The 22,152-nt window shown below is 72.5% G+C and carries 24 protein-coding genes and 3 pseudogenes; 14 read left to right on the forward strand and 13 right to left on the reverse strand.

Annotation, left to right across the window (positions count from 1 at the left end):
- Positions 1-197: 197 nt before the first annotated feature.
- On the reverse strand, positions 198-818 hold the full coding sequence (locus ACF08N_RS16010) for a hypothetical protein (protein WP_392325216.1): 621 nt from the start codon (positions 816-818) through the stop codon (positions 198-200).
- 318 nt (positions 819-1,136) lie between these two features.
- On the opposite strand from ACF08N_RS16010, the gene ACF08N_RS16015 reads away from it, so the two are divergent.
- Positions 1,137-1,523 (forward strand): hypothetical protein, encoded by a 387-nt coding sequence (locus ACF08N_RS16015; protein WP_392325217.1) that lies wholly within the window; start codon positions 1,137-1,139, stop codon positions 1,521-1,523.
- Positions 1,524-1,553: 30 nt separating this feature from the next.
- On the opposite strand, the gene ACF08N_RS16020 is transcribed toward ACF08N_RS16015, so the two are convergent.
- The 3 genes from ACF08N_RS16020 to ACF08N_RS16030 all read right to left on the reverse strand — a co-directional run bounded on the left by ACF08N_RS16020 (position 1,554) and on the right by ACF08N_RS16030 (position 3,185).
- A complete protein-coding gene (locus ACF08N_RS16020) occupies positions 1,554-1,721 on the reverse strand; it encodes a hypothetical protein (RefSeq protein WP_392325218.1) in 168 nt (55 codons plus the stop codon).
- 23 nt (positions 1,722-1,744) lie between these two features.
- A complete protein-coding gene (locus ACF08N_RS16025) occupies positions 1,745-2,101 on the reverse strand; it encodes a PRC-barrel domain-containing protein (RefSeq protein WP_392325219.1) in 357 nt (118 codons plus the stop codon).
- Between the two features lie 739 nt (positions 2,102-2,840).
- Entirely contained in the window at positions 2,841-3,185 is a 345-nt protein-coding gene (locus ACF08N_RS16030; protein WP_392325220.1) for an STAS domain-containing protein, read from the reverse strand.
- Positions 3,186-3,288: 103 nt separating this feature from the next.
- Between ACF08N_RS16030 and ACF08N_RS16035 the strand changes: the two genes are divergently transcribed.
- Together ACF08N_RS16035 and ACF08N_RS16040 are read left to right on the forward strand one after the other, a co-directional pair.
- On the forward strand, positions 3,289-3,924 hold the full coding sequence (locus ACF08N_RS16035; RefSeq protein ID WP_392325221.1) for an MBL fold metallo-hydrolase: 636 nt from the start codon (positions 3,289-3,291) through the stop codon (positions 3,922-3,924).
- A gap of 143 nt (positions 3,925-4,067) precedes the next feature.
- Complete coding sequence (locus ACF08N_RS16040; RefSeq protein ID WP_392325222.1) at positions 4,068-5,150, forward strand: hypothetical protein; 1,083 nt, start codon at positions 4,068-4,070, stop codon at positions 5,148-5,150.
- Positions 5,151-5,232: 82 nt separating this feature from the next.
- On the opposite strand, the gene ACF08N_RS16045 is transcribed toward ACF08N_RS16040, so the two are convergent.
- The gene (locus ACF08N_RS16045; RefSeq protein WP_392325223.1) at positions 5,233-6,363 is read right to left on the reverse strand and encodes a site-2 protease family protein; all 1,131 of its coding nucleotides are present in this window, start codon (positions 6,361-6,363) and stop codon (positions 5,233-5,235) included.
- Between the two features lie 475 nt (positions 6,364-6,838).
- Between ACF08N_RS16045 and ACF08N_RS16050 the strand changes: the two genes are divergently transcribed.
- Positions 6,839-8,251: an RtcB family protein gene (locus ACF08N_RS16050; protein ID WP_392325224.1), complete on the forward strand. Its 1,413-nt coding sequence runs from the start codon at positions 6,839-6,841 to the stop codon at positions 8,249-8,251.
- Positions 8,252-8,297: 46 nt separating this feature from the next.
- On the opposite strand, the gene ACF08N_RS16055 is transcribed toward ACF08N_RS16050, so the two are convergent.
- Positions 8,298-8,753, reverse strand: a complete 456-nt coding sequence (locus tag ACF08N_RS16055) for an archease (protein WP_392325389.1) — start codon at positions 8,751-8,753, stop codon at positions 8,298-8,300.
- Between the two features lie 143 nt (positions 8,754-8,896).
- On the opposite strand from ACF08N_RS16055, the gene ACF08N_RS16060 reads away from it, so the two are divergent.
- The 3 genes from ACF08N_RS16060 (at position 8,897) to ACF08N_RS16070 (ending at position 12,857) form a co-directional block, all read left to right on the forward strand.
- A complete protein-coding gene (locus ACF08N_RS16060) occupies positions 8,897-9,193 on the forward strand; it encodes a hypothetical protein (protein WP_392325225.1) in 297 nt (98 codons plus the stop codon).
- Between the two features lie 349 nt (positions 9,194-9,542).
- On the forward strand, positions 9,543-12,221 hold the full coding sequence (locus tag ACF08N_RS16065) for a SpoIIE family protein phosphatase (protein ID WP_392325390.1): 2,679 nt from the start codon (positions 9,543-9,545) through the stop codon (positions 12,219-12,221).
- Between the two features lie 225 nt (positions 12,222-12,446).
- Positions 12,447-12,857, forward strand: coding sequence for a DUF2267 domain-containing protein (locus ACF08N_RS16070; protein ID WP_392325226.1), 411 nt, complete (start codon positions 12,447-12,449; stop codon positions 12,855-12,857).
- 184 nt (positions 12,858-13,041) lie between these two features.
- Here the strand turns inward: ACF08N_RS16070 and ACF08N_RS16075 are convergent.
- Positions 13,042-13,260, reverse strand: a pseudogene (locus ACF08N_RS16075) (cyclase); the annotation flags it as partial.
- 130 nt (positions 13,261-13,390) lie between these two features.
- Here ACF08N_RS16075 and ACF08N_RS16080 point away from each other — a divergent pair.
- Complete coding sequence (locus ACF08N_RS16080; RefSeq protein WP_392325227.1) at positions 13,391-13,588, forward strand: type II toxin-antitoxin system VapB family antitoxin; 198 nt, start codon at positions 13,391-13,393, stop codon at positions 13,586-13,588.
- Here the strand turns inward: ACF08N_RS16080 and ACF08N_RS16085 are convergent.
- Positions 13,536-14,777 carry an MFS transporter gene (locus tag ACF08N_RS16085; RefSeq protein WP_392325228.1) on the reverse strand — a complete coding sequence of 414 codons (1,242 nt, stop codon included), beginning with the start codon at positions 14,775-14,777 and terminating at the stop codon, positions 13,536-13,538. The two genes, ACF08N_RS16080 and ACF08N_RS16085, sit on opposite strands and share 53 nt — an antisense overlap.
- A complete protein-coding gene (locus ACF08N_RS16090; RefSeq protein ID WP_392325229.1) occupies positions 14,774-15,391 on the reverse strand; it encodes a helix-turn-helix domain-containing protein in 618 nt (205 codons plus the stop codon). The genes ACF08N_RS16085 and ACF08N_RS16090 overlap by 4 nt, the downstream gene beginning before the upstream one ends.
- Here ACF08N_RS16090 and ACF08N_RS16095 point away from each other — a divergent pair.
- The 5 genes and pseudogenes from ACF08N_RS16095 (at position 15,390) to ACF08N_RS16115 (ending at position 18,178) form a co-directional block, all read left to right on the forward strand.
- Complete coding sequence (locus ACF08N_RS16095) at positions 15,390-15,908, forward strand: GNAT family N-acetyltransferase (protein WP_392325230.1); 519 nt, start codon at positions 15,390-15,392, stop codon at positions 15,906-15,908. The two genes, ACF08N_RS16090 and ACF08N_RS16095, sit on opposite strands and share 2 nt — an antisense overlap.
- Positions 15,909-16,060: 152 nt before the next feature.
- Complete coding sequence (locus ACF08N_RS16100; RefSeq protein WP_392325231.1) at positions 16,061-16,375, forward strand: hypothetical protein; 315 nt, start codon at positions 16,061-16,063, stop codon at positions 16,373-16,375.
- Positions 16,376-16,478: 103 nt separating this feature from the next.
- Positions 16,479-17,219, forward strand: a complete 741-nt coding sequence (locus ACF08N_RS16105) for a TetR/AcrR family transcriptional regulator (protein ID WP_392325232.1) — start codon at positions 16,479-16,481, stop codon at positions 17,217-17,219.
- A gap of 73 nt (positions 17,220-17,292) precedes the next feature.
- Positions 17,293-17,610, forward strand: a pseudogene (locus tag ACF08N_RS16110) (hypothetical protein); the annotation flags it as partial.
- Between the two features lie 232 nt (positions 17,611-17,842).
- Positions 17,843-18,178 carry a hypothetical protein gene (locus ACF08N_RS16115; protein WP_392325233.1) on the forward strand — a complete coding sequence of 112 codons (336 nt, stop codon included), beginning with the start codon at positions 17,843-17,845 and terminating at the stop codon, positions 18,176-18,178.
- A 110-nt stretch (positions 18,179-18,288) separates the two neighbouring features.
- Here ACF08N_RS16115 and ACF08N_RS16120 read toward each other — a convergent pair.
- Positions 18,289-18,498, reverse strand: a pseudogene (locus ACF08N_RS16120) (alpha/beta fold hydrolase); the annotation flags it as partial.
- Between ACF08N_RS16120 and pip the strand changes: the two are divergent.
- The gene (gene pip / locus ACF08N_RS16125) at positions 18,480-19,445 is read left to right on the forward strand and encodes a prolyl aminopeptidase (protein ID WP_392325234.1); all 966 of its coding nucleotides are present in this window, start codon (positions 18,480-18,482) and stop codon (positions 19,443-19,445) included. The pseudogene ACF08N_RS16120 and the gene pip sit on opposite strands and share 19 nt — an antisense overlap.
- Before the next feature lie 101 nt (positions 19,446-19,546).
- Here the strand turns inward: pip and ACF08N_RS16130 are convergent, their stop codons facing one another.
- The 3 genes from ACF08N_RS16130 to otnI are packed head-to-tail and all read right to left on the reverse strand — an operon-like array spanning position 19,547 to position 22,151.
- On the reverse strand, positions 19,547-20,293 hold the full coding sequence (locus tag ACF08N_RS16130; protein ID WP_392325235.1) for a FadR/GntR family transcriptional regulator: 747 nt from the start codon (positions 20,291-20,293) through the stop codon (positions 19,547-19,549).
- Positions 20,294-20,298: 5 nt separating this feature from the next.
- Complete coding sequence (gene denD / locus ACF08N_RS16135; RefSeq protein WP_392325236.1) at positions 20,299-21,351, reverse strand: D-erythronate dehydrogenase; 1,053 nt, start codon at positions 21,349-21,351, stop codon at positions 20,299-20,301.
- Positions 21,348-22,151, reverse strand: a complete 804-nt coding sequence (otnI, locus tag ACF08N_RS16140; protein ID WP_392325237.1) for a 2-oxo-tetronate isomerase — start codon at positions 22,149-22,151, stop codon at positions 21,348-21,350. The genes denD and otnI overlap by 4 nt, the downstream gene beginning before the upstream one ends.
- Between the last annotated feature and the right edge of the window lies 1 nt (position 22,152).

The raw sequence follows: 22,152 nt of genomic DNA on the forward strand, positions 1-22,152 counted from the left end.
ACCTGCGCAGACCACCGTCCCGTGCCTGGGCGCCCACACGCTGTGCCGTGAAGTCGCCTCCCCGGCGCGACCGGTGGCCCCGGTGACCGGTATGGACCACCACGGCGATGCGATGGCCGACGGCGCGTGCCCGTCCAGGCACCTCTGCCCCTGACGAGCCCTCGTCGGGACCCCGGGACGACTGCTGGGCGACGGGCTCAGTGCAGTTTGTTCACGGCCGTGACCGTGGTCTTCTTGAAGTCGGCGACCTGGGCGTGCTCGAAGGTGCCCATCTGCGCCCAGCGGACGAACGTCACCGTCCTGTCGTCCCGGCCGACGGAGAAGAGCGCGATGTCGGAAGCGCCCCACGTGTGCCGGGTGTGGATGCCGTAGACATGGGCGCCTTCCTCGACGTCGAGCCGGCCGTAGTCCCGCGCCGTTGCGGTGACGTCGGGGTCCTGCTCCATGAGCTCGCCGGCGCATTCGGTCAGGTTCTTCTGCCACAGCGCCGCGAGCTGCTTCGCGCGGGTGGCGCTGCGTTCGACGACGGTCACCTGGAGCGCGTTGGTGTCGAACTCGGTCCAGTACTGCCGGTGCTGGGAGATGGAGGGCAGTGACGGGCCCACGCACATGGGGAGCGGGTCGGGCTGTCCGGACGTGACCGGACCGGCGTACCAGGCCGAAGCCGGGTGCGGCGGCAGCTGCTTGGGCGCGAGGAATCGCGGCGCGGTGGAGGAGGCCGCGGCGGCGGGCACCGATGCGGCCACGAGGCCCGCGACGGCGGCGACCGCCGCGACGGCGGCCGCAGTGGTGCGAGACGGACGGATACGGGCGTTCATGGTTCCCCCATGGTGTGAGAAGCACGGTGAGACGTGCGTGCACGCGAGCGCATGCGGTGGTGATCCCGGAGCCGGCGGGCAGTCGGGCGGTCTGGCAACCGCGGTCACCCGGCGAAGCGGTGCCCTCAGCATCCGGGGCCGCGCCGCTCCCCGCAACGGTCACGGCACGGAACGGGTGGGGTGAAACATTCCACCCCCGCCGGCCTCGCGGAACGCGCGGAGGTGGAATGCCGTCGAGCGCGCCGGCAGCCCGCCCGTCCCGGGGCTGAAGACCCCGTCGTGGGGGTACCCGAAAACGTCCGGCGAGAGGAGCGGGTGATGTCTGTGCTGCTGAACCGGGCGCTGGGTGCGGCGACCGCCGCCTTCGGCGTGGCGATCACGACGCGCCCCCAATGGCTGGCGCGACCGTGCGGCCTGACCGACGAGGCCGGCCGGGTCCCGCCTCCCACCGCCCTGCTGATCCGGTCGATCGGAGCCCGGGACGTCGCTATCTGCACCGCCATGCTGCTTGCCGGCGATCCGCGCGCACTGCGTCTGACCACTGCCTGCCGGGTCGCGGCAGACGCATCGGACGCGCTGATCTTCGGAACGCTGCTCGACGACCGAGGCAGACGCCTCATGGCCGCCTGCTCGGCGGGCGCATGGGCCGCACTGGGCGCGGCCACCCTGCGCGGAACGGCCCGCACGCACCGCCGGAGCCGCTGAGCATGGGGTGCGGTTTCGACCCGCGCGGTCTCAGCGAAGTGGGCGCCGTCCAGCGCGCCGCCAGTGCATCGCGAGCTGGAACAGGGCGCCGAGGAACAGCACGATGCCGATGACGAGCAAGTAGAGCAGCCCTTCGGCGACGGCGCCGATGATGCCCAGCGCGATCGCCACGACGACGAGCGTCAGGAAGAGCGTCACGAGCGGACCCTCCTTCCAGTGGTTCAGCGGCGGGCGAGCTGGCGCTCGCCGTTGGCGCCCGGCCGATAGGTGAGGCCGTAGTGCTCGAACACCGCGGGCTCGTCCTCGGCGGGCAGCACGTCGTCAGTGCCGATGGCGGGGCACTTCTTCACCAGCGCCTTGTCGTAGTCCACCTTGACGTAGCCCGGTCCCACGACCGCGCCGTCCAGGGGGACGAAGACCAGGCGCTGCCGGGTGGGCAGGCCGACCTGGACGGTGGCCATGGCCGGCTCGTCCGTGCTGGTGTTGACGTAGACCGCTTCCAACGTGCCGATCTTGCGACCGCCTGCGTCGACGACGTCGTGGGTGCGCCACTCACGGATATCCGCGATCTGGATCATCAAGAGTTCCCTTCACGCGAGCGGGGTGCGCGTAGCCGGTGCCTCTCCAGCGTGCCCCCGCAGGCCGGTCCCCACCAGCCTGAGCAGCCCCTTCGTGTCCACCGGAAGTGCGGGCGCGGCCCTCGCCCCCGCCGGTCGCGCGGGCCCTTCCGAATGGCTGTGACCACAGAGTCGATACCCCGCCGGACGGCTGAAGCGCCGCCGGCCGGACCGCGGCGCCTGCCGTGGGAACCCAAAGCTGCCTTCCAGGCGCTCGCGAAGTACGGTCGTGGTCGGTCCGACGGCGCGAGCGCCGCCCCCGGCACGGCCTGAACCGGCTTGCCGCGGGTTGCGCGTGACACGAAACGAGATCGTCACATGCCCTGGTGGTGCCCCGGCATGCGGCGCGTCCCCCGGCGCAGGAGTCTGCGGAGCCGGCGACGGACCAGCAGGGTGGGCGACGGGCCGTGCTGCGTGGCCGGTCGGGGCGGATCAGGGGCACGAGCACCTCGACCTCGGCGCGTGCGCGCCGCCGACCGGAACCGTGACGGAGTGGCCGTCCTGATCGAGGTGGAAACGATGGCCGCCTGCCATGACGTGCCTTCTGCCAGTGGCAACGGGACGCCGTGGTCCCGGCGTACGCACGACGAGGACCGCGCAGGGACGATGCGCTTCCGGGGCCTGGCGTGGTGAGCGGGTCGTCGGCATCGGCACCGGGACGGTGTGCGAGGGGGCTGGTTCGGCTGTCCGGTGCTCGGCCTCACGGCTGGTCTGCCGCCTGGACCGGCCCGGATTCGATGGTGAACGCGCCGCGGGTGCCGGACAGTCGCAGGATGCGGGCCAGGTAGTGCGGGACGGCTCGCAGCCGCAGCTCCACGCCGCGGGCCCGGGCAGTGCGGGCGGCGGCCAGCAGCGCGCTGAGCCCCGAACAGTCGCAGAACCGCAAGGCGCCGAGATCCACCACGATCTGCCGGTAACTGCCCATGGCGGCGTTCAGGACGTTGCGAACGTCCCCGGCCGTGGCGACGTCGAGTTCCCCGGCCACGGTCACCCGGCAGATGCCGGGCCCGGTGGCCTCCAGCTCCACGCGCATCGTGTCGTACACCGGTGCCCCCTTGGCGAGGCGGCCCTGCGAACGGGGTGTATCCAGGAAAGCCTCTGACCGGCAGCCTGTCCATGCCTCGGCAAGAGTGGTGTCGAATGGCCACATGGGCGAGTGGGAGGTGCGCGGCATGGCCAGGCGGCTACGGCTGACCCTGCTCGGAGTGGGGGCGATGAATTCGCCGCGGTTCGCCCCGGCCGGCCTGCTGCTGCGGTACGGGAGATTGCAGGTGGCATTCGACGGCGGCCCTGGCGCCGACCCACCCCCGCGGCTCGCCGCCTGGCTGGTGACCGACGAACAGGCGGAGCTGCGTTCGGCGCTGCGGCGGCTGGCCGCCGAGCGGGGCGTCGAACCGCAGGCGGAGAGCCTGGAGGCGGCCGGTCTGCGGATCACCCGCCATCCCGTTGTGCACACGTCGCACCCCGCGTACGGCTACCGCATCGAGGCGGGTGGCTCGACGGCGGTGTGGGCGCCGGAGTTCTGGGAGTTCCCCGCCTGGGCCTCGGGCGCGGATCTGATGTTCGCCGAGGCCGCCTCGTGGGAGCGGCCGATCCGCTTCCGCGGCGGCGTCGGCGGCCACGCGGCCGTCCGCGAGGTCGGCGCACAGGCCGCACGCCATGGAGTCCGGCGGCTGGTCTACGCCCATATCGGACGGCCCACCATCCGGGCCATCGACGCCGGGCTGACGCCCGACGTGGGCGAGTGGGGCGTCGAGGGACGGACCTACACGCCTGCCGGATAGCGTCATCACCCCGAGTGGGCTGCCCGCAGCTTGTCGAGAGCCCACGTGTCGCCGTCCATCTGCTGCGCGCAAGGCAGTGGGTTTGCCCGGAAGGGCTCCGGGCACCCGGCAGGCAGTCCGGACCGGGGTAAGGAAGGAACCTCATGAGGCTGAACTTCCTTGTCCCCCTGTACGCCGGGCCAGGCCCGTACGCCTCCGTCTACGCCGACACATCCCGGGACATCCCCGACCCGGACAAGGCGATTGAGGTGCACCGGCGCCACGCCCGCCTGGACCTGATCGAGCTCGGCGCCGACCCGGCCACCGCAGATGCCCTCGCCGATGCGGTCGGCACCGACGCCGACCTGCCCGGCCGCCACGGCCAAGCGCTCTTTGCCACTCACGGCGAACTGGTACTCACCGAGGAGCTGCCCCAACCTCCCTCCACGGACAGGAGCAGCTACGCCCTGCTTCCCGACGTCATGCCCCTGGCGCTGCAACATGCCCCCGACATCCCCTACGCCGCCGCCGTTCTCACCCGCGCCGCTTCCCAGGGCATCGACATCGCCTCTCAGGATCTGCGGGTGGAGCTGCAGACCGGGCGCTGGCCGAGCAGTGTGGTCGCTCCCCGCTCCGTCTTCCGCCGGCGCATGCCGATCCACCAGTGGCCCCACGAGGCTGAGCGGCTCGCCGGAGAACTGGCCCACCTCATCGACTACGGCCACGCCGACACTCTCGTGCTCTGCGGCGATGACTGGGCCCGCGGTGTCCTGGTCAACCGCCTGCCCGCCCCGGTACGCCACCGTGTGGCCACCGTCGCCGGCAACGGGCAGGAGGTCGAGCCCGGCCGGGTCATGCTCGAGCCCCAGCTCGCCGCCCTTTTCCATGGCCGCATCTCCGCTCACGACCGCGACCGGCTGGAGGACTTCGCTGCCCAGCGCGCCCGCCACCACGCCGGCAGCGAGGGCCTGCCCGCCACCGTCGCCGCCCTGCAACGCGGCCGGGCCCACGCCCTCTTGGTCAACCAACCTGTCGAGGAGTGGCCCCCGATCCGGCTCGGCACCGCCCCCGACCGAATAACCCTGTCCGCCCCCGACCTGCAGAGCTTCGGTGCCACCGGCCGCCACGAGCAGCCCGCCGACGCCGCCCTGCTGCACGCCGCCGTCACCACCGGTGCCGAACTGATCGTCGTCCCCCGGGAAGAGACACCCCTTGAGGACGGGATCGGCGTGCTCCTGCGGTACTGATGCACTGACGGCCCGGCTGGCGGAGATGAGCACCGGATCCGGCCACCCCATCGATCCGCGCGGGCTCCCGGGACCGAGCGGCTCAACCGGATCCGGCAGAGCGCAACGCCTGGCGCTGGACCAGCCGGGAGAAGTCACGTGCGGTGATGATGCCCACGAGGTGGTCGTCGTCCCGCACCAGTATCCGCATGCCACTGCTGGGCCGGAGCTTTTCGAGTACGCCGTCCATGAGGTCGTCCGGAGCGCACGTCGTGCACTTCGACAGAGGGGTCGCAACGTCCCGCACACGCAGCCGTCCCCGGTGCGGACCCGGGACCTTCGCGAGTTGCGACAGGTCGACGATGCCACTGGGCTGACCTGCGAAATCGAGCAGCGGCAGCGCCGAGTGGCGAGCTTTCATCGCCACGTCCTCGACGCCGTGTTCCACGGTCAGCCAGTCCGGGCAGGTCTCCACGGGACTCGACATGACATCAGCCGCTCGTACGCCGCGAACGGCTGTGGCCAGGCGGGCGCGCTGCCGTTCCGCATTGGCGACGATCACGACGAACAGGCCGATGACCGCCAGCCACAGACCACCCAGAGCACCGCGCAGCACCGAGATCCACCCCGCGGCGATCAGCAGCATGCCCAGCACCTGACCACCGCGCGCGGCCGCGCGTTCCGCTCGGTCCCGGTCACCCGTGCGCCACCACATCACGGCCTGCACCACCCGTCCTCCGTCGAGCGGAGCGGCGGGCAGCAGATTGAACACTCCAAGGATCAGATTGGTCCAGCCGAGCCACACCGAAACAGCAGTCGGCAGCGACGAGCCGGTCAGTGCATGCAGCCAGGCCCCTGCCCCGAGCGCGATTCCGCCGAGAACCAGGCTGGTGAGCGGCCCGCTGAAGGCCACCATGAGGGCAACGCCGGCCGAGCCGGGCCTGCCCATCTCGGTCATTCCGCCCAGGGCCCACAGCGTGACGTTGTGGACGGGTATCCCCTTCTTTCGAGCCGTGACCGCGTGCGCAGCCTCATGAGCCAGCAGACTCCCGAGGAGCAGAAGCGAACCGACGGACCCGGCCAGCGCGTACGCCACGGTCGATGCTCCCGGAAGCCAGGCGGGGAGGGTCTGGCCCCCGAGGCCGTACCCGAACAGGACCAGGAGCAGCGGCACGGTCCAGTGGATCCGCACCGGCACCCCGAGAACGTGTCCGATCTTTACGGAGCTGTTCATCATCGCCTCCTGCGGCCGGTCACGCTGTCGTCCACATGCCCGTCCGCGTCATGGCGGGTCCGCGCAGGAGATCACCGCGGTCCCCTCATTCCCAGTCTTGCTCCGCGACCCGATGCGCGGACGGGCGACCGCATCACGCCGCAGCGTCAGGCCGTACAACTCGGCCCGGCGCGCTCCACGGCGGTCCCGCGGGACACGGCTTCGCCCGCGGCGGTGTGGACGCAAGGGCCGCACTCCGGCGGTGCGTGCCGAAGCAGCGTCGGCGGGGTCGGCCGTGCGATGGGCGGTGTACAGCCCGGCCTGCTGTCTGCACCGGCCAGGCACGTTCATGTCGGTACGCCAGGGGTACGGGGAGACCGAGGCGCCTGAGGGACGCCGAAGTGCTCGACGCGCTGCTGAGCTGCCCGGCAGATCGCGCCCGGCAGCGGCCGCCCGGACGCCGTCCCAGGGCGACAGCAGAGGCGAGGAGGCCGCGATGGAACTGGTCGAGGAACGCGCCTGTCGCTACCGCATTGAACGGCACGGGCCCATGCGGGTGCCCGGGATCGTGTTCGCCACCCGGGACCTGCTGGCCGACGCCGAGAAATCCCTCGAGCAGGTCGTCAACGTGGCCACTCTGCCCGGCATCGTCGCCGCCTCGTACGCCATGCCGGACATTCACTGGGGCTACGGCTTCCCCATCGGCGGCGTTGCGGCGACCGACATCGACGACGGCGGAGTCGTCTCTCCAGGAGGGGTCGGCTTCGACATCTCGTGCGGCGTGCGGCTCCTGGTCGCCGACTGCGACCGGCGGGAGCTCCAGCCCGCGCTACGGGCGGTGATGGACGGCCTGGACCGGGCCATCCCGCGAGGCGCCGGGCCCGGCGGGGTGTGGCGGCTGAGCGGCCCCGGGCAGCTGGAGCGCATCCTCGAGGGCGGCTCCCGGTACGCCGTGGAGCAGGGCTACGGCGAGGATCGCGACCTGATGCGCTGTGAGGACGGTGGGGCGGTCGCCGACGCCGACGTGATGCAGGTCGGCGCGCGGGCACGCGAGCGCGGTCTCGGTCAGGTCGGCAGCCTGGGCTCCGCCAACCACTTCCTGGAAGTGCAGCAGGTCGCCGAGGTGCACGACGAAACGGTCGCCGCCGCCTTCGGGCTCGCCGCCGACCAGGTGTGCGTGATGATCCACTGTGGTTCGCGCGGCCTCGGGCACCAGATCTGCAGCGATCACGTCAAAGCGATGGGCCAGGCGATGGCCCGCTACGGCATCACCGTGCCCGACCGGCAGCTGGCCTGCACCCCCGTGGACTCGCCCGAGGGGCGCGACTACCTGGGCGCAATGGCCGCGGCCGCCAACTACGGCCGCGTCAACCGGCAGTTGCTCACCCATGCGGCACGCCGGGTCTTCGACCGCGCCGCCGGGGTCCGGCTGTCCCTGGTGTACGACGTGTCCCACAATCTCGCCAAGATCGAGACCCACACCACGGACGGAACACGGCGCCGACTGTGCGTGCACAGAAAAGGCGCCACCCGTGCCTTCCCGCCCGGGCACCCAGAACTGCCCGAGGACCTGCGGGATGTCGGGCAGCCGGTGCTGATCCCCGGCACCATGGGCACGGCCTCGTACGTGCTCACCGGGGTGCCCGGCGGGGACGCCTTCTACTCCACCTGCCACGGCGCGGGCCGCACGATGAGCCGCCACCAGGCCGCCCGCACCGTCACCGGCAGGGAACTGGGGGCACGCCTGGAGCGCGCCGGCGTCGCCGTGCGCCCGCGGTCGTGGCGCGGGCTGTCCGAAGAGACCCCGGAGGCGTACAAGGATGTGAGCGCGGTGGTCGCGGCGAGCGAGCGCGCCGGGCTGTGCCGCACGGTCGCCCGGCTGGTCCCGCTGGGTGTGGTCAAGGGCTGAGGCCACCGCCGGGTCCTGTGTCTCTGCGGCGTCGCGCTCCCTGGCCTCACGCGTCGATCGTCACCGCACACGACCAGCCATAGGCATCCGGACGGATGCGCAGCTCGTGCCGGGAGACGCCCTTCGGCACGGCACCGACGATCTCCACGTCGGCCAGCTCGGCGAGCGCCAGCCGCACCTCCAGGCCCTCCTCGGGGGCGTCCGCCTCCACGTCCACCGGCACCCGGCCCGCCACCTCCAGCCGGTAGATGACCTCCTCGAGCAATGCAGTCAGCAGATCCTCGTCAGAGCCCTCGACCAGCCGCACCCGTTCCACGGCGGCCGGCCGTACGGCGGACACATCGGCGAAGCACTCCACCATTCCCAGTACTGCCTCCGCCAGGCACGTCTCCCGAGTCGCACCCCACGCCTCGACCCGCACATCGGCGGTGTGCGGCACCGCCCGGTGCCCGCTCTCGCCCTGCCGCCGCGCCTGCCGCTCCTCGTCCGTGTCACCGACCATGCCCATCGTGTTCCCGCTCCTGCCGCACCCACACGGATCCCGGATCGAACCCCGCCGAGCAGGCAGAAGCAGCGCTCCGGATCTACGGTGGTCGAAGAGCGGCGGGCAAGCCGATCCGAACCGGTCGTGTGGAGGAGTCTTCGATGCAGGAGCACTTCGTCTGGGTGACGACGCGCCGACTTCAGCCGGGCACCCTGGAGGACTTCGAGAATGCGTGGCGGCCGGCCCCCTACCCATCGGGTCTGCTCCGCGCCTTCGCGTACTGGTCCGAGGACGGACAGCAGATCACCGGTGTGTCGTTCTGGGACTCCAGGGAGGCATGCGACTCCTGGCGCGGCTCCGAGTCGGAGGCGCAGCGGCGTGAGGCCATGGCACCGTACGTGGTCGAGGAGGAGGAAGACTTCTACCGCGGCCGTGAACTCACCATTCCCGAGCGGTAGCCGCGTGGCGAGCGGGATATGGACGCATCCGCTGCGGGCAGCGGATGCGTGTGGACGACCGCCGCGCGGACGGGACACCGGAGGCGGCATCGTGGTCGGATTGCGCGACGAACGAGATGCCGATGCAGCGCCGACCGCCGCAGGCGCGTAGCCGGCCCGGAGCCGACGGGCCGGCGCGTCAGGAGCACATCAGCGGAGTATCCGGGGGCTGGTCGCTGCGACTGCTCGATGGCCGGTCCGGGTTTCGGTGGTAGAAAGAGTTATGGGTGCCTTCGGCCGGTACGCGGCAGGGATCCGGCCATCGGCCTCCCGGTCGCCGGCCCCCCGGCCGCGACGGCGCTCCCGTTCTCTGTTCGGCGTGCGCACGGTCGCCGGGCAGGTGTTTCTTCTGCAGTTGGCGATCGTGGTGCTGCTCGTCACCGCGGCGGCGGTGTCGCTCGTGCTGCAGGGCCGTCGCGCCGGCACGCAGGACGCGCGGACACGCTCGTTCAGCGTCGCCGAGACGTTCGCCAACTCCCCGGGCATCGTCGCGGCGCTGGAGAGTCCGGATCCCACCGCGGTACTGCAACCGCTCGCGGAGGAGACCCGCAAGAGCACCGGTGTGGAATACGTCGTCGTCTCCGACCGCAACGGGTTCCGCTACACCCACCCCGACCCGTCGTTGATCGGGAAACACATCATCGGCCCGTACAAGGAGGCGGCCGAGGGACGCGGCTTCACCCGCACGTTCACCGGGAGCCGCGGCCCCGCCGTGAACTCCGTCGTGCCCGTCCAGCGGCCCGACGGCACCGTCGTCGGACTCGTCTCGGTCGGGATCACGGTCGAGAACGTCAACGCCCTGGCCAACCGGGACGTGCCCGTGCTGCTGGGCGCAGCCTCGGCCGCGCTGGTCCTCACCGCTGGGGGCGCGGCGCTTGTCAGCCGGCGGCTGCGGCGACAGACGCGCGGTCTGGGCCCGGCCGAGATGACGCGCCTGTACGAGCACCACGACGCGGTGCTCCACTCCGTGCGCGAGGGCGTGCTGATCATCGGCAGCGACGGGAGGCTGGTGCTCGCCAACGACGAGGCATGCCGGCTGCTCGCCCTGCCCCCGGACGCGGAGGGCAGGCCCGTGGCCGACCTGGGCCTGGACGCCGCGACCGCGGACCTGCTCGCCTCCGGGAGAGCGGCCTCGGACGAGGTACGGGCCGCTGGGGACCGCCTGCTGGCCGTCAACCTGCGGCCCACCGACGCCCGCGGGGGACCGGCCGGGACGGTGGCCACCCTGCGGGACACGACGGAGCTGACCGCTCTCGCGGGCCGGGCCGAGGAGGTGCGCGAGCGGCTGCTCCTGCTCTACGAGGCCAGTGCGCGCATCGGTACGACGCTGGACGTGACCCACACCGCGGAGGAACTGGCGGAAGTGGCGACCCCTCGTTTCGCCGATGTCGTGACGGTGGATCTCGCGGCGCCCGTCCTGGGCGGTGAGGATCCGGAACCGGATGCCGAATCCGGTCCGGTGATCGACATGCGCCGCACGGCCATCGCGGGCGCGGGCGCGGACCACCCCTTCCACCCCGCCGGCCGGGACATGGGGTTCGCCCCCGCCGATCCGCGCGCCGAGGGCATGAGCAGCGGCCGTTCCCTGCTGGTTCCGGATCTGACCACCACGCACGCCTGGCGGGAACAGGACCCCGAGCAGGCGGCCCGGATCCTCGCGTACGGCGGGCACTCCCTGATCTGTGTGCCCCTGCACGCCCGCGGTGTGGTCCTCGGGATGGCCAACTTCTGGCGCGTGCGGAATCCCGTTCCCTTCGACGACGACGATCTGTCGTTCGCGGAGGAGCTGGTGGCACGGGCGGCCGTGTGCGTGGACAACGCCCGCCGTTACACGCGGGAGCACGGCCTGGCGGTCACACTGCAGCGCAGTCTGCTGCCCGGCGCCCTGCCCGAGCAGAGCGCGCTGGAGGTAGCCTCCCGGTACCTGCCCGCCCGGGCCGGGGTCGGCGGTGACTGGTTCGACGTGATCCCGCTGCCGGGCGCGCGCGTGGCACTCGTCGTGGGAGACGTGGTCGGCCACGGCCTGCACGCGGCCGCGACGATGGGACGGCTGCGCACCGCCGTGCACAACTTCGCCGGCCTGGACCTCCCGCCCGACGAACTACTGGCGCGCATGGACGAGTTGGTGTCCCGGATCGACCAGGCCGAGTCGGCCGACGGATCCGCCACGGCCGTCACCGGTGCCACCTGCCTCTACGCGATCTACGATCCTGCCGCGGGAACCTGTGCGGTGGCGAGGGCCGGGCATCCGGGGCCCGTGCTCGCGCCGCCCGACGGCAGTGTGGAGATCCCCGAGATCCCCGCGGGGCTGCCGCTGGGGCTCGGAGGGCTGCTCTTCGAGTCCGTGGAGCTGCGGGTGCCCGAGGGGAGCCGGCTGGTGCTCTTCACCGACGGCCTGGTCGAGACGCGGGAGCGGGACTTCGACGCCGGTCTCGCGGTGATGCACCAGGTGCTCGCGAGGACGGACGGGTCCGCGGAGCAGACGTGCGCGGATCTGCTCGCGGCGATGCTGGTCACGCCGCCGGTGGACGACGTGGCCCTGCTGGTGGCCACCACCCGCATGCTCGACCCGGGCCGCGTGGGGGAGTGGGACGTCGCATCCGATCCCGCCGCGGTCTCCGTCGTCCGCAAGGAGGTCGGCCGCTGGCTCACGGACCAGGGGCTCGACGAGGAAGCCTTCGCGACGGAACTGATCCTCAGCGAACTGGTCACCAACGCCATCCGCTACGGTGTCCCGCCGGTCAGGGTCCGGCTGCTGCACGACCGGACGCTCATCTGCGAGGTGTCCGACGCCGGCCGCAGCGCACCTCATCTGCGCTACGCGGCGACGACCGACGAGGGCGGCCGCGGCCTGTACCTCGTCGCCCAGTACGCCGAGCGCTGGGGCACCCGTTACACCGCCGACGGCAAGGTCATCTGGTCCGAGCAGCGGATCGGAGCGGGGGAGCACACGGCCTTCGCGTGGGACCCCGAACTGCTGGGGCTGTGACGGAAAGGAGGCCCCGCTCGGCACGGCCCGACGCGGCGTGGCCGGCCACCGGGCGCCTCGTCAGCCGATGGTTGACATCTCACTTGTCGTCGTTTGGACGACGTGTGAAAATGGGGGCCGCGGTGAAGCGCATTGCCACCACCGGCTGACCGACCGTGTTCGTCACGCAGCCGGCACCGTTGTTCTGCGGTGTTCCGGACTGCCTGTCAAGAAAGGACCACCAACGTGCACTGGCAGCAACTCGTCCAGCAGGTGCGGTACTCGGGCCGGTACGCCACCGGCGCCGAAGCCGAACGCGTTCTGCGCGCGGTGCTCACTGTCCTGGGCGGACACGTCAGCGGTGAGGAACGATGCGAACTGGCGGGCCTGCTGCCCGAGGAGGCGGCTGCGGTGATCAGTCGTCAGATTCCGCTGACCCAGCCCCTCACCGCTCCCGACTTCGTCGACGCGGTCGCCGCCCGCCTCGCGCCCCTCAGCCGCCCCGAGGCCCGCTGGGCCGCCGGCACCGTCCTGACGCTCCTCGCCCAACAGGCCGGCGACGACCTCACCCGCCGTATCCTCGCCGAACTGCCCCGCGGCTACGCGCTCCTGTTCGGCCGCGCCGAACTCGCCCCGGCTCCCGCCGCGGCCGCGTAAGCGACTGCCACGGGAACGCGGGGCCGCCGTCCGGAGGCGGGCGATGCCTGGTCGGTCCCCGGCGGGCGCGTGCACCTCTGAGGTGCAGGCGCCGCGGGGCGACGACACAGGTGTACCGCCGGGCGGTTCTCCACCCGGCGGTACACCGCACGCGACGCTCTCCCAGGGTGTACGGCCCCTGGTCTCAGACCGTGCCGCGCCAGGCCCCGTCGGCCACGCCCCGGGACTCGACGAACCGCTTGAACCGGTTGAGGTCGCCGGACGTACGGTGCCTGACGAAGCCCAGCTTGTCGCCGACGTTCTCCGCGACTCCCGCCGGGTCGAAGTCCATCTGCAGCATCACCTTCGTCCGCCCGGCGTCGAGGCGGTGGAAGGTGACCACACCGGCCTGCCGCACGTCGCCGTCGCCAGGTGCGTCCGTCCATGGCCGCGCCGGCCGGGGCGCGTTGGCGGCGTCGTACGGGACCGACCAGAGCTGACCGCCGCCTTCAGCGGCTAGAGTCCCTGCGGAAGACGACACGGGGGGGGCGAACGTGGCCAAGGTCAACATCAGTCTCGATGCCGAGCTCGTCGTGGAGGTGATGGTCCTGGCCGGCGTCGGATCGCCCCAGGACGCCGTCGAAGTCGTGCTGCGCGACTACATCGCCCGCGGGCACCGTACCGAGGCCCGCACCGAGCTCACCGACCGGAATCTGCGGGAGGCCGAGAGCCGGCCGCAGGAGCAGGGCTGATCGCCTCCTGCGGTCCACGGCGCGCCCGTCGGGTCCGCGGCACACGCCGGCGACCCGCCATGAGCGCGGCGAGGAGCAGAGCGGTGAGGGCGACGGCGGACGAGCCGCGCCACCCGAAGGTTTCGAGCAGGGGTGCGGCCAGCGCGGTGCCGACGGCTCCGGCGACGAAGTACAGCACGAGGTAGACGCTGCTCAGGCTGCCGCTGCGAGCGGGGTCGATGGCGATGACCCGGCTCTGGTTGGCCGCCTGGGCGGCGAAGCATCCCGCGTCGAAGAGGGCGAGCCCAAGCCCGGTCACCGGCGGATTGCCGAGGCCGGTGGCGAGGAGGGCGACCCCGGCAGCGGCGACCAGCAGGCCGGCGATGATCACCGTGCGGGGCGTCCAGCGGTCGGCGAGCCGTCCGGTCAGCGGGAGGACGGCGAAGCCCAGGACTCCGGCCAGGCTGTACAGCCCGATGGCGGACGGGCCCAGCGAGTGGGGTGGTTGGGCCAGGGCGAGGGCGAGGGTGACCCAGACGAGGTTGAAGGCGAAGTACCACAGGCCGCCGGCGGCCACCGCGCGGCGGAGCTGCCGGTGTTGGCGCAGCAGCGGGGCGAGCGAGCGGAGCGTGTCGAGGTAGCCGCTGCCGGACGACGGCCGCTCCCGGGGGAGGAGTGTTCCGGTGCCGAGGGCGGCCAGCAGGGCGAGGGCGGCGAACACGCACAACATCTGCCGCCACCCGAGGAGTTCGGCGAGCGATCCCCCGGCCAGCCGGCTCACGAGGATGCCGGCCGACATCCCGGCGGCCACGGTGGCGACACCGGTGGCGCGACGCCCGGGCGGTGCGTGGCGGCCGGCGATGCTGCCGGCCTGCGCCGCGACACCGGCCGCCGCGCCGATGAGCAGGTAGGCGGCCAGGAGTACGCCCGCGCCGTGGGCGGAAGCGGCCAGGACGAGGGCCGCGGCCAGGAGGACGAGTTGCCCGGCGATCAGGCGGTTGGGGGCCACGTGGTCCGTCAGCGGGAGCAGCAGGGCGAAGCCGACCATGCAGCCGATGAGCGCGGCCGTCGGCACGAGGCCGATCACGGACAGCGGCACGCCGAGGTCCGCGGCGACGGCCGAGAGCGCGGGCTGGATGGCGTAGTTGTTCGCGATCGCCGTTCCGGCCGTACAGGCGAGGAGGAACATGCCGCCTCGGGGGAGGGTCACGGCCGCTCGCCCCGGGTGAGGACGACGGCATAACGGCACGCCTCACCACTGGTGTTGGCGAAGACGCACGGGGCGGGATCGCCCAGTTCGATGGTGTCGCCCGCCGCCAGTTCGTGGACCGTGTCGCCCTCGTGGAAGGTCAGCCGGCCGTCGAGCACCCAGACGACCTGCCGGACGAAGGCGAAGGCCGCGGCCGGATACGGCACACGGGCTCCGGCGGGCAGCTCGATCTCGGCGATCTCCGCGGGGAAGTGCGGCCCGGTGATCTGGCGCCGGCGGTAGCCCGTCGCCGGGTCGCGCCACTCGGCGGCTGCTGCCTGCCGGCGCACCCCGGCCTTGTCCCCGTCGGCACTCGTGGCCCCGGGGGCGTCGTCGTCGCCGGCGGAGCCTTCGGCGAGGGCGAGCAGGGAGGAGACACTGAGCTGGAAGGCGGCGGAGAGTTTGCCCAGCACGACGGCGGTGGGGCTGCTCTCGCCGCGCTCGATCCGGTTGATCATGGCGCGGGAGACGCCGGAGGCGTCGGCGAGCTGCGCCAGGGTCCACCGGCGCCGCTCGCGTTCGGCACGGACGCGCGCGGCGATCTGCCCCACCAGAGGATCTACTATGTTGGACATGGTTCCAATATACGAGAAGCCCGGCGCGGTGAAGGTCCGCCCGGCGGCCCCCGGCGACGTGGATGCCGTACTCGCCATCCGCAACCACGCGATCGAACACTCGACGGCCCTGTGGACGGAGACACCGCAGACGCCTGCCGAGGGTGCCGCCTGGCTGGCCGCCCACCTGGACCGCGGCTCGGGGTTCGTGGCCGAGGTCGAGGGCGAGATCGCGGGCTTCGCGGTCTACGGCCCGTGGCGGGCGCTGGAAGGATTCCGGCACACGGTGGAGGACTCGGTCTACGTCCGCGAGGACCGGCACGGGCTCGGTGTCGGCTCCGCACTGATGGCCGCCCTCATCTCCTCGGCACGTCAGGCCGGGCACCACGTCATGATCGCGGACATCGAGGCGGACAACGCGGCGTCGGTCCGCCTGCACGAACGCTTCGGATTCCACCACGTGGGCACGGTGCCGGAAGTCGGCACCAAGTTCGGCCGCTGGCTGGACCTCACGATCATGCGCCTCCCGCTGACCTGACGGGCCCGGCACCTGTACGCGGCGGCGCCTGCCCCGTCGGCGGGCGCCGTGCGGCTGGGCCCGCCGCCAGGCAGGCGGCGGGCGCCGCAACGGGAGCGCTTCGGTGCGCCGCCGTCATCCGGCGGGGCGGCGGGTCACAGGGCCGCGTCGCGGTGGACCGGGCGGCCGTCGACGACCGTGACATCCTGCTGCGCCGGGGCCGCTACGACGGCCACGCGCTCACGGACGAGACGCCCGGCAGCCTGTTCTGGTACATCGGGGGCGTCAACTGGGCAGGGGCCCTCGCCCTCGCGGCGGGCGTCACTACGGCAGCTCTGTGCGTCAACACCGTGTACACGGGCCCGATCGCCGGCGCCCTGGGCGGTGTGGACCTCGCCCTGCCCGTCGGCATGGTCGTGGCGTCGGGCGCGTACGCGATCTTGATGCGGGGCTCGCGCAACGGCATCGGCGCGATCGGGCGCGCATGAGCGGCCGCGGTCCCGGCGCCGGGGTCGACGGTCGTGTGACCGGGACGCGGGCTCCGCGCAGGTGTGGCGGCACAATGGAGCCGATCAGCGAGGGGAGTGCGCCATGGCGTCACGGGCGGGCAAGCAGACTGGGCCACCCGGGGAAGCGGCGTCCGGGGGAACGCGCAAGGGAAAGGCTTCCGCAGCGCGCCGTCCGCGGCCGTCGCTCAGCCCCGGGCTGATCGTCGACGCCTGCCTCGACCTGCTGGACACCGAAGGCGCCGACGCCCTGACGTTCCGGCGCATCGGCGCCCGCCTCGGCGCCGACCCCACCGCCCTCTACCGGCACTTCCGCAGCAAGGACGACCTGCTGCTGGCCGTGGCGGACCACCTGCTCGACAAGGGCATCGAGGGCTTCGAGCCCTCCGGAGACTGGCGCGAGACCCTGCGCGCGCTGTGCATCCGCAACCGCGAGGTCTACCTCGCGCACCCCCGGGCCGCCGTGCTGGCCACCGTGCGCATCACCCGCCGGCCGGCCGAGATGCGGGTGATCGAGACGATCCTCGCCGCACTGGCCGACGCCGGGTTCCCGCCCGACCAGGCGGTGCGTCACTACCGTGCCCTGGTCGACTTCATGCTGGGCTGGTCCTGCATGGACGCCACGTACGCCACGCTCGACGCCGCCACGCGCCGCGGCGACGAGTCCTCGTGGAGCCGCGAGTACGCCGCCGTACCCGCGGCCACCCACCCCCATCTGGCGGCAGCGGCACCGTACTTGGCCGCGGTGGACGACGAGGCCAACTTCCTCTTCGCGCTGGACCTCGTGCTGGACGCCATCGCCGCCCGTGCCCCGTCGCCGGGCTGAGCGACCGCGGCGGGCACGCCCCGGTCGCTGAGAAGGTCAGCGGCGTTCAGACGGCGGCCGGGAACACGTACCGCACGTCGGTCAAGCGCTCCGATACGCCCTGCGCGCCCGCTTCCTGGAGCGCCAGGCGCAGTGGCGCGACGACCTGACGGCGGAGGCACAGCGCCTGGGGCTGGACCCCGACGCCGACCTGTACCCGCAGCTGGCCGCCGGGATGGCGTTGAACGCTTTCGATGCTGTGCTGCAGCGGTGGAGCGGCAGCGACGGCGCGGAGGATCCCGCGGCACTGACCGACCGGGCATTCGCTGTCGTCGCCCCGTCACTGGACGCCGTCCCCGGCCGGACCGCCGCCGTCGCCTCGGCCCGCACCCGCCCTGCCCGGCGCCGGTGACCTGGACCGGTCCTGAGGTCCCCGACGTCCCCCAGGAAGCTGGTTCCGGTGCCGCCCCGCCAGGCAGAACAGCAGGGTGGTGCCCCGCCGTTGTCGCCCCCTCAGATCAGTTCATCTGTCGTGTGACGAAATGCCATAGGGGACATTCGGGTGGTAACCGGCGCTTACTGCAACTGCCGGAGGGCGCCGCGTACTCCTCCTGTTCAGTTGCACGACAACCGAGGAGGTACTCATGACCAGCGGACAGGTATCCACCATCGTCCCCGTCGCGGGTTCGCAGTTCGACCCCTACCGCTTCCCCGGAGCCTTCATCGACGACCTCGAGACGGCGCACACCCCCTACGGCGCCCCGGACTCCGGCGACTACGTCCTGCCCGCGCCCGACCCCGGGCGGCGGGTGCCCATGCCCCTGGAGCCGGCGGACCGGCGCCGCCTGGACCTGCACGCCGCGCTCACCACCGCGGGCATCGCGCCCCTGCCGGGCGACCTCGACGCCATCGAGGCGCTGTGCACGCTGGACGACACCACCCACGCCGCACTCCAGCGGTGGATCACCGGCACCCGGTGACCGGCAGGCAGCAGTCCGGGCCAGGGCCGTCACGTCGACGATGCGACGTGACGGCCCCGGCCTGTTTGTCGGCGACTCCGGTGGCCGACTCCAGGCACGCGGGCGGGACTTCAGCTCAGGAATGCCGCCGTGGTCGCCACGAACCGGTCGGCGTCGTCCAGCCAGGGGTAGTGCCCCGCCCCCGGCTGCACCACGAGCGTGGCGTCCGGGAGCCGCGCAATCCCTGCCGTCGGACCGCTGTCCGCTTGTACCGTGTGCGGCTCGTGCCCGTCGACGTACGCGACGAAGGAGATGCCAGGCCATGGCCGCGCCCTATCCGCCGATAGACCCCTACGACCACGGGATGCTCGACACCGGCGACGGGAATCTCGTCTACTGGGAGGCGTGCGGCAACCCCGCCGGCAAGCCCGCCCTCGTCGTCCACGGCGGCCCGGGTTCGGGCTGCTCGGCGGGGACCCGCAGGTCCTTCGACCCGGAGCGGTACCGGATCATCCTCTTCGACCAGCGCGGATGCGGCCGCAGCGCCCCTCACGCGAGCGACCCCGCCGCGGACATGAGGCTCAACACCACCCAGCACCTGATCGCCGACATGGAGCAGCTGCGCCAACACCTGGGCGTCGAGCGGTGGTTGCTCTTCGGCGGTTCATGGGGGTCCACGCTGAGCCTCGCGTACGCCGAGCGGTACCCGGAGCGCGTGTCGGAGATCGTCCTCGCCGCCGTCACCACCACCCGGCGCTACGAGATCGACTGGCTCTACCAGGGTGCGGGCCGGTTCTTCCCCGAGGCGTGGGAGCGGTTCCGGGAGGGGGTCCCGGAGGCCGACCGTGACGGCGACCTCGTCGGAGCGTACGCGCGTCTCATGGAGAGCCCCGATCCGGACGTGCGGGCCAAGGCAGCCGTGGACTGGTGTGCTTGGGAGGACGCGGTCGTCTCGGCTGAGCCCCAGGGCAGGCCCAACCCGTACGGCGACAGGCCGTCCCTGGCCAAGCTGGCGTTCGTGCGCATCTGTTCGCACTACTTCGCCCATGGTGCCTGGCTGGAGGAGGGGCAACTGATCCGGGACGCGGGGCGCCTGGCAGGCATCCCCGGCGTCCTGATCCACGGCCGCCTCGACCTCAGCGGGCCGCTCGACACGGCCTGGGAACTCGCCCGTGGCTGGCCCGACGCGGAGTTGGTGGTCGTCGAGGACTCGGGACACCTGGGGAGTGCCGCGATGCGCACGGCGCTGTACGGGGCGTTCGAGCGGTTCGCCCAGCCGGTGAGCTGAGCGCGACGGTCTGCCGGGGGCCGGGGGCCGGGGGCCAGGGAGCCGGGGGCCGGGGGTACACCACCGGCCCGGCACCCGCTCGGGGCCGCCCGCGCGCGGTCTCAGGGAGCGGAGTCGAGATCCACGCGGATGCCCTCGGTCCGGGTCCAGAACCCTTCGTCCGCGTCCCGCAGCCGAGCGGCGGCATGCTGCATATGGCGGCGTGCGGCTTCGCGGGCCGCCTCGGCGTCGCCGGACTCGATCGCGTCGAGTATGGCGTGGTGCTCCTGCCTGACCGCCTCGATGAAGTCGCCCCGCCGCGCCTCGTTCGCGCGCGTGACACGGATTCCCCCGCGCAGCACCTCGCCGAGGTAGCGCACCGTCGAGACCATCACCGCGTTTCCAGTCGACTCGGCGATGGACTGGTGGAAGGCGAGATCCTCGTCCACGCCGTCACCGCCCGAGGCGACCGCCGCGTCGATCGCGTCCAGGGCCTGGCGCATCCGGGCGAGGTCGCCCGCGGTGGCACGGGTGGCCGCGAGATGAGCCGCCTCGCCCTCCATGGCACGGCGGACCTCCACGATCTGCAGCACCTTGGACTGGGTGTCGGCGGCCTCCAGATCGAGCGGTCGCGTACGCCGGGGCATGACGAACACGCCGAGCCCTTGGCGCGGTTCGACCAGGCCCGCGTTGCGGAGCCGGGACACGGCCTCGCGGACCACGGTGCGGCTGACACCCAGCTGCTTGACCAGCTCCACCTCGGTCGGCAGCTTGTCGCCCTCGGCCAGCCGCCCGGACTCGATCTCCTCCGAGAGCATCGCCGCAACCTGGTCCGCGAGCCGGACGGGACCGCTCACCTTGGAAAACATGGTGTTCAGTCTATCGGCGCGGATCCGGTCGCCCCGGCTGCGAGGGATGCACCGGCCGTGACCGCGTCGGCGTGGTCGGTGAGGTAGTCGCGCACTACCGATGCGAAGCTCGCGTCGGGCTCGAGCCCGAGCGCGGCGGCCCGCGCGTTGTCGAACACCGCGGGCCACGAGCCCACGATGGCCTCGACGTCACGATCGGGCGCGATGGTCACCAGGTCGGCGACGGCGTCGCCGGCCACCTGCCGCAGCGTGTCCAGCATCTCGGCGACCGACACCGTCAGCGCCGGAAGGTTCACCGGGAGCCCGCCGTCGAGCGAGCCCGCACCGTCGCCGCGCTCGGCCTCGGCGACGCGGAGGATCCCCTCGACCGTGCTCCGCGGCGAGGCCAGGGCCACCCGCAGGCCCGGCCGTACCGGGCAGGTCGCCGGGAGGCCCGCGAGCGGCTCGCGGATGATGCCGGACAGGAAGCCGGAGGCGGCGGCGTTCGGCTTGCCGGGCCGTACCGACACGGTCATCAGGCGGGCGACACGTCCGTCGACGAAGCCACGGCGGGTGTACTCCGCGACCAGCTGCTCGCAGACGAGCTTCTGCGTCCCGTAGCTGGACCGCGGCGTGGGCAGGGTCGACTCGCTGACCACCGGCGGCAGCGGCAGGGCCGGGTCGGAGCCGTAGACCGCGACGCTGCTGGAGAAGACCACCCGCGGCGTCGGGCCGCCGGCGGCCGACTGCGCCCGGGCGGCTTCGAGCAGCGCCCGGGTCGTGTCCAGGTTGGCGCTCATGCCGAGGTCGAAGTCGGCCTCGCACTCGGCCGAGACCGCGGAGGCGAGGTGGATCAGGACGTCCACCGGCTCCGCGAACAGCTCGTCGAGGCGCTCGGTCAGATCGCCCTGCACCACGTCCACGAGCTGGTCTGCCGCCACCGGCGCGCCGGGCTGCACGAACCGGTCGGCGAGCACCAGCCGGTCGATCGCGGCGCCGCGGAACGTCCGCGTCTTGAGCAGCCTGTCGGCGACCTGCCGTCCCAGGAAGCCGAAGCCACCCGTGATGACGATCCTCATGCGCTTTCTCCTCGGTAGTCGTTCAGCCAGCCGAGCCCCTCGCTCGTGCCGGCGCGGGGGCGGTACTCGCAGCCGATCCACCCGTCGAAGCCCAGCTCGTCGACGACGGTGAACAGATGGCGGATCGCGAGTTCGCCCCGGTCGGGTTCGTGGCGGTCGGGCACGCCCGCGATCTGCAGGTGACCGACCCTGCCGGTCGGCAGATCCCGGCGCAGGGTCGTGGTGAGGTCGCCCTCGACGATCTGGCAGTGGTACAGGTCGAGCTGCACCTTGAGATGCGAGGCGCCCACCTCCCGCACCACGGCGTGGGCCTCGGCCTGGCGGTTCAGGAAGTAGCCGGGCATGTCGCGCCCGTTGATCGGTTCGATCAGGAGGTCGACGCCCGCCGCGCCGGCCCGCTCCGCGGCCCAGGCGAGGTTGGCCAGGTAGGTGTCGCGGTGCTCGGCCCGCTCGGCCGGCGTCGTGTCCGGCCGCACCAGCCCGGCCATCACGTGCACCCTCGGGCAATCCAGCGCCTCGGCGTACTCGAGGGCCCGGTCGATCGCCGAGCGCAGCTCCGCCTCGCGGCCGGGCAGCGCCGCGATGCCACGCTCCCCGGACTCCCACGCACCCGGCGGTGCGTTGAAGAGCACCTGCTTCAGACCGTGGTCGTCGAGCCGGCGGCGCAGCTCGGCGGGGTCGTGGTCGTAGGGGAAGAGGTATTCGACGGCCTCGAAGCCGTCCGCCGAGGCCGCGGCGAAGCGGTCGAGGAAGTCGTGCTCGGTGTACATCATGGACAGGTTCGCTGCGAACCTCGGCATG

The sequence above is a fragment of the Streptomyces sp. NPDC015127 genome, assembly GCF_043080095.1.
GTDB lineage: Bacteria > Actinomycetota > Actinomycetes > Streptomycetales > Streptomycetaceae > Streptomyces.

Coding starts and splice junctions, on each gene's coding strand:
- ACF08N_RS16045 (WP_392325223.1), bottom strand. CDS start 6,363: ATGAACAGCTCCGTAAAGATCGGACACGTTCTCGGGGTGCCGGTGCGG.
- pip (WP_392325234.1), top strand. CDS start 18,480: ATGGCCGCGCCCTATCCGCCGATAGACCCCTACGACCACGGGATGCTC.
- ACF08N_RS16035 (WP_392325221.1), top strand. CDS start 3,289: ATGGGCGAGTGGGAGGTGCGCGGCATGGCCAGGCGGCTACGGCTGACC.
- ACF08N_RS16025 (WP_392325219.1), bottom strand. CDS start 2,101: ATGATCCAGATCGCGGATATCCGTGAGTGGCGCACCCACGACGTCGTC.
- ACF08N_RS16105 (WP_392325232.1), top strand. CDS start 16,479: ATGGCGTCACGGGCGGGCAAGCAGACTGGGCCACCCGGGGAAGCGGCG.
- otnI (WP_392325237.1), bottom strand. CDS start 22,151: ATGCCGAGGTTCGCAGCGAACCTGTCCATGATGTACACCGAGCACGAC.
- ACF08N_RS16095 (WP_392325230.1), top strand. CDS start 15,390: ATGGTTCCAATATACGAGAAGCCCGGCGCGGTGAAGGTCCGCCCGGCG.
- ACF08N_RS16050 (WP_392325224.1), top strand. CDS start 6,839: ATGGAACTGGTCGAGGAACGCGCCTGTCGCTACCGCATTGAACGGCAC.
- ACF08N_RS16090 (WP_392325229.1), bottom strand. CDS start 15,391: ATGTCCAACATAGTAGATCCTCTGGTGGGGCAGATCGCCGCGCGCGTC.
- ACF08N_RS16115 (WP_392325233.1), top strand. CDS start 17,843: ATGACCAGCGGACAGGTATCCACCATCGTCCCCGTCGCGGGTTCGCAG.
- ACF08N_RS16130 (WP_392325235.1), bottom strand. CDS start 20,293: ATGTTTTCCAAGGTGAGCGGTCCCGTCCGGCTCGCGGACCAGGTTGCG.
- ACF08N_RS16055 (WP_392325389.1), bottom strand. CDS start 8,753: ATGGTCGGTGACACGGACGAGGAGCGGCAGGCGCGGCGGCAGGGCGAG.
- denD (WP_392325236.1), bottom strand. CDS start 21,351: ATGAGGATCGTCATCACGGGTGGCTTCGGCTTCCTGGGACGGCAGGTC.
- ACF08N_RS16060 (WP_392325225.1), top strand. CDS start 8,897: ATGCAGGAGCACTTCGTCTGGGTGACGACGCGCCGACTTCAGCCGGGC.
- ACF08N_RS16040 (WP_392325222.1), top strand. CDS start 4,068: ATGAGGCTGAACTTCCTTGTCCCCCTGTACGCCGGGCCAGGCCCGTAC.
- ACF08N_RS16010 (WP_392325216.1), bottom strand. CDS start 818: ATGAACGCCCGTATCCGTCCGTCTCGCACCACTGCGGCCGCCGTCGCG.
- ACF08N_RS16015 (WP_392325217.1), top strand. CDS start 1,137: ATGTCTGTGCTGCTGAACCGGGCGCTGGGTGCGGCGACCGCCGCCTTC.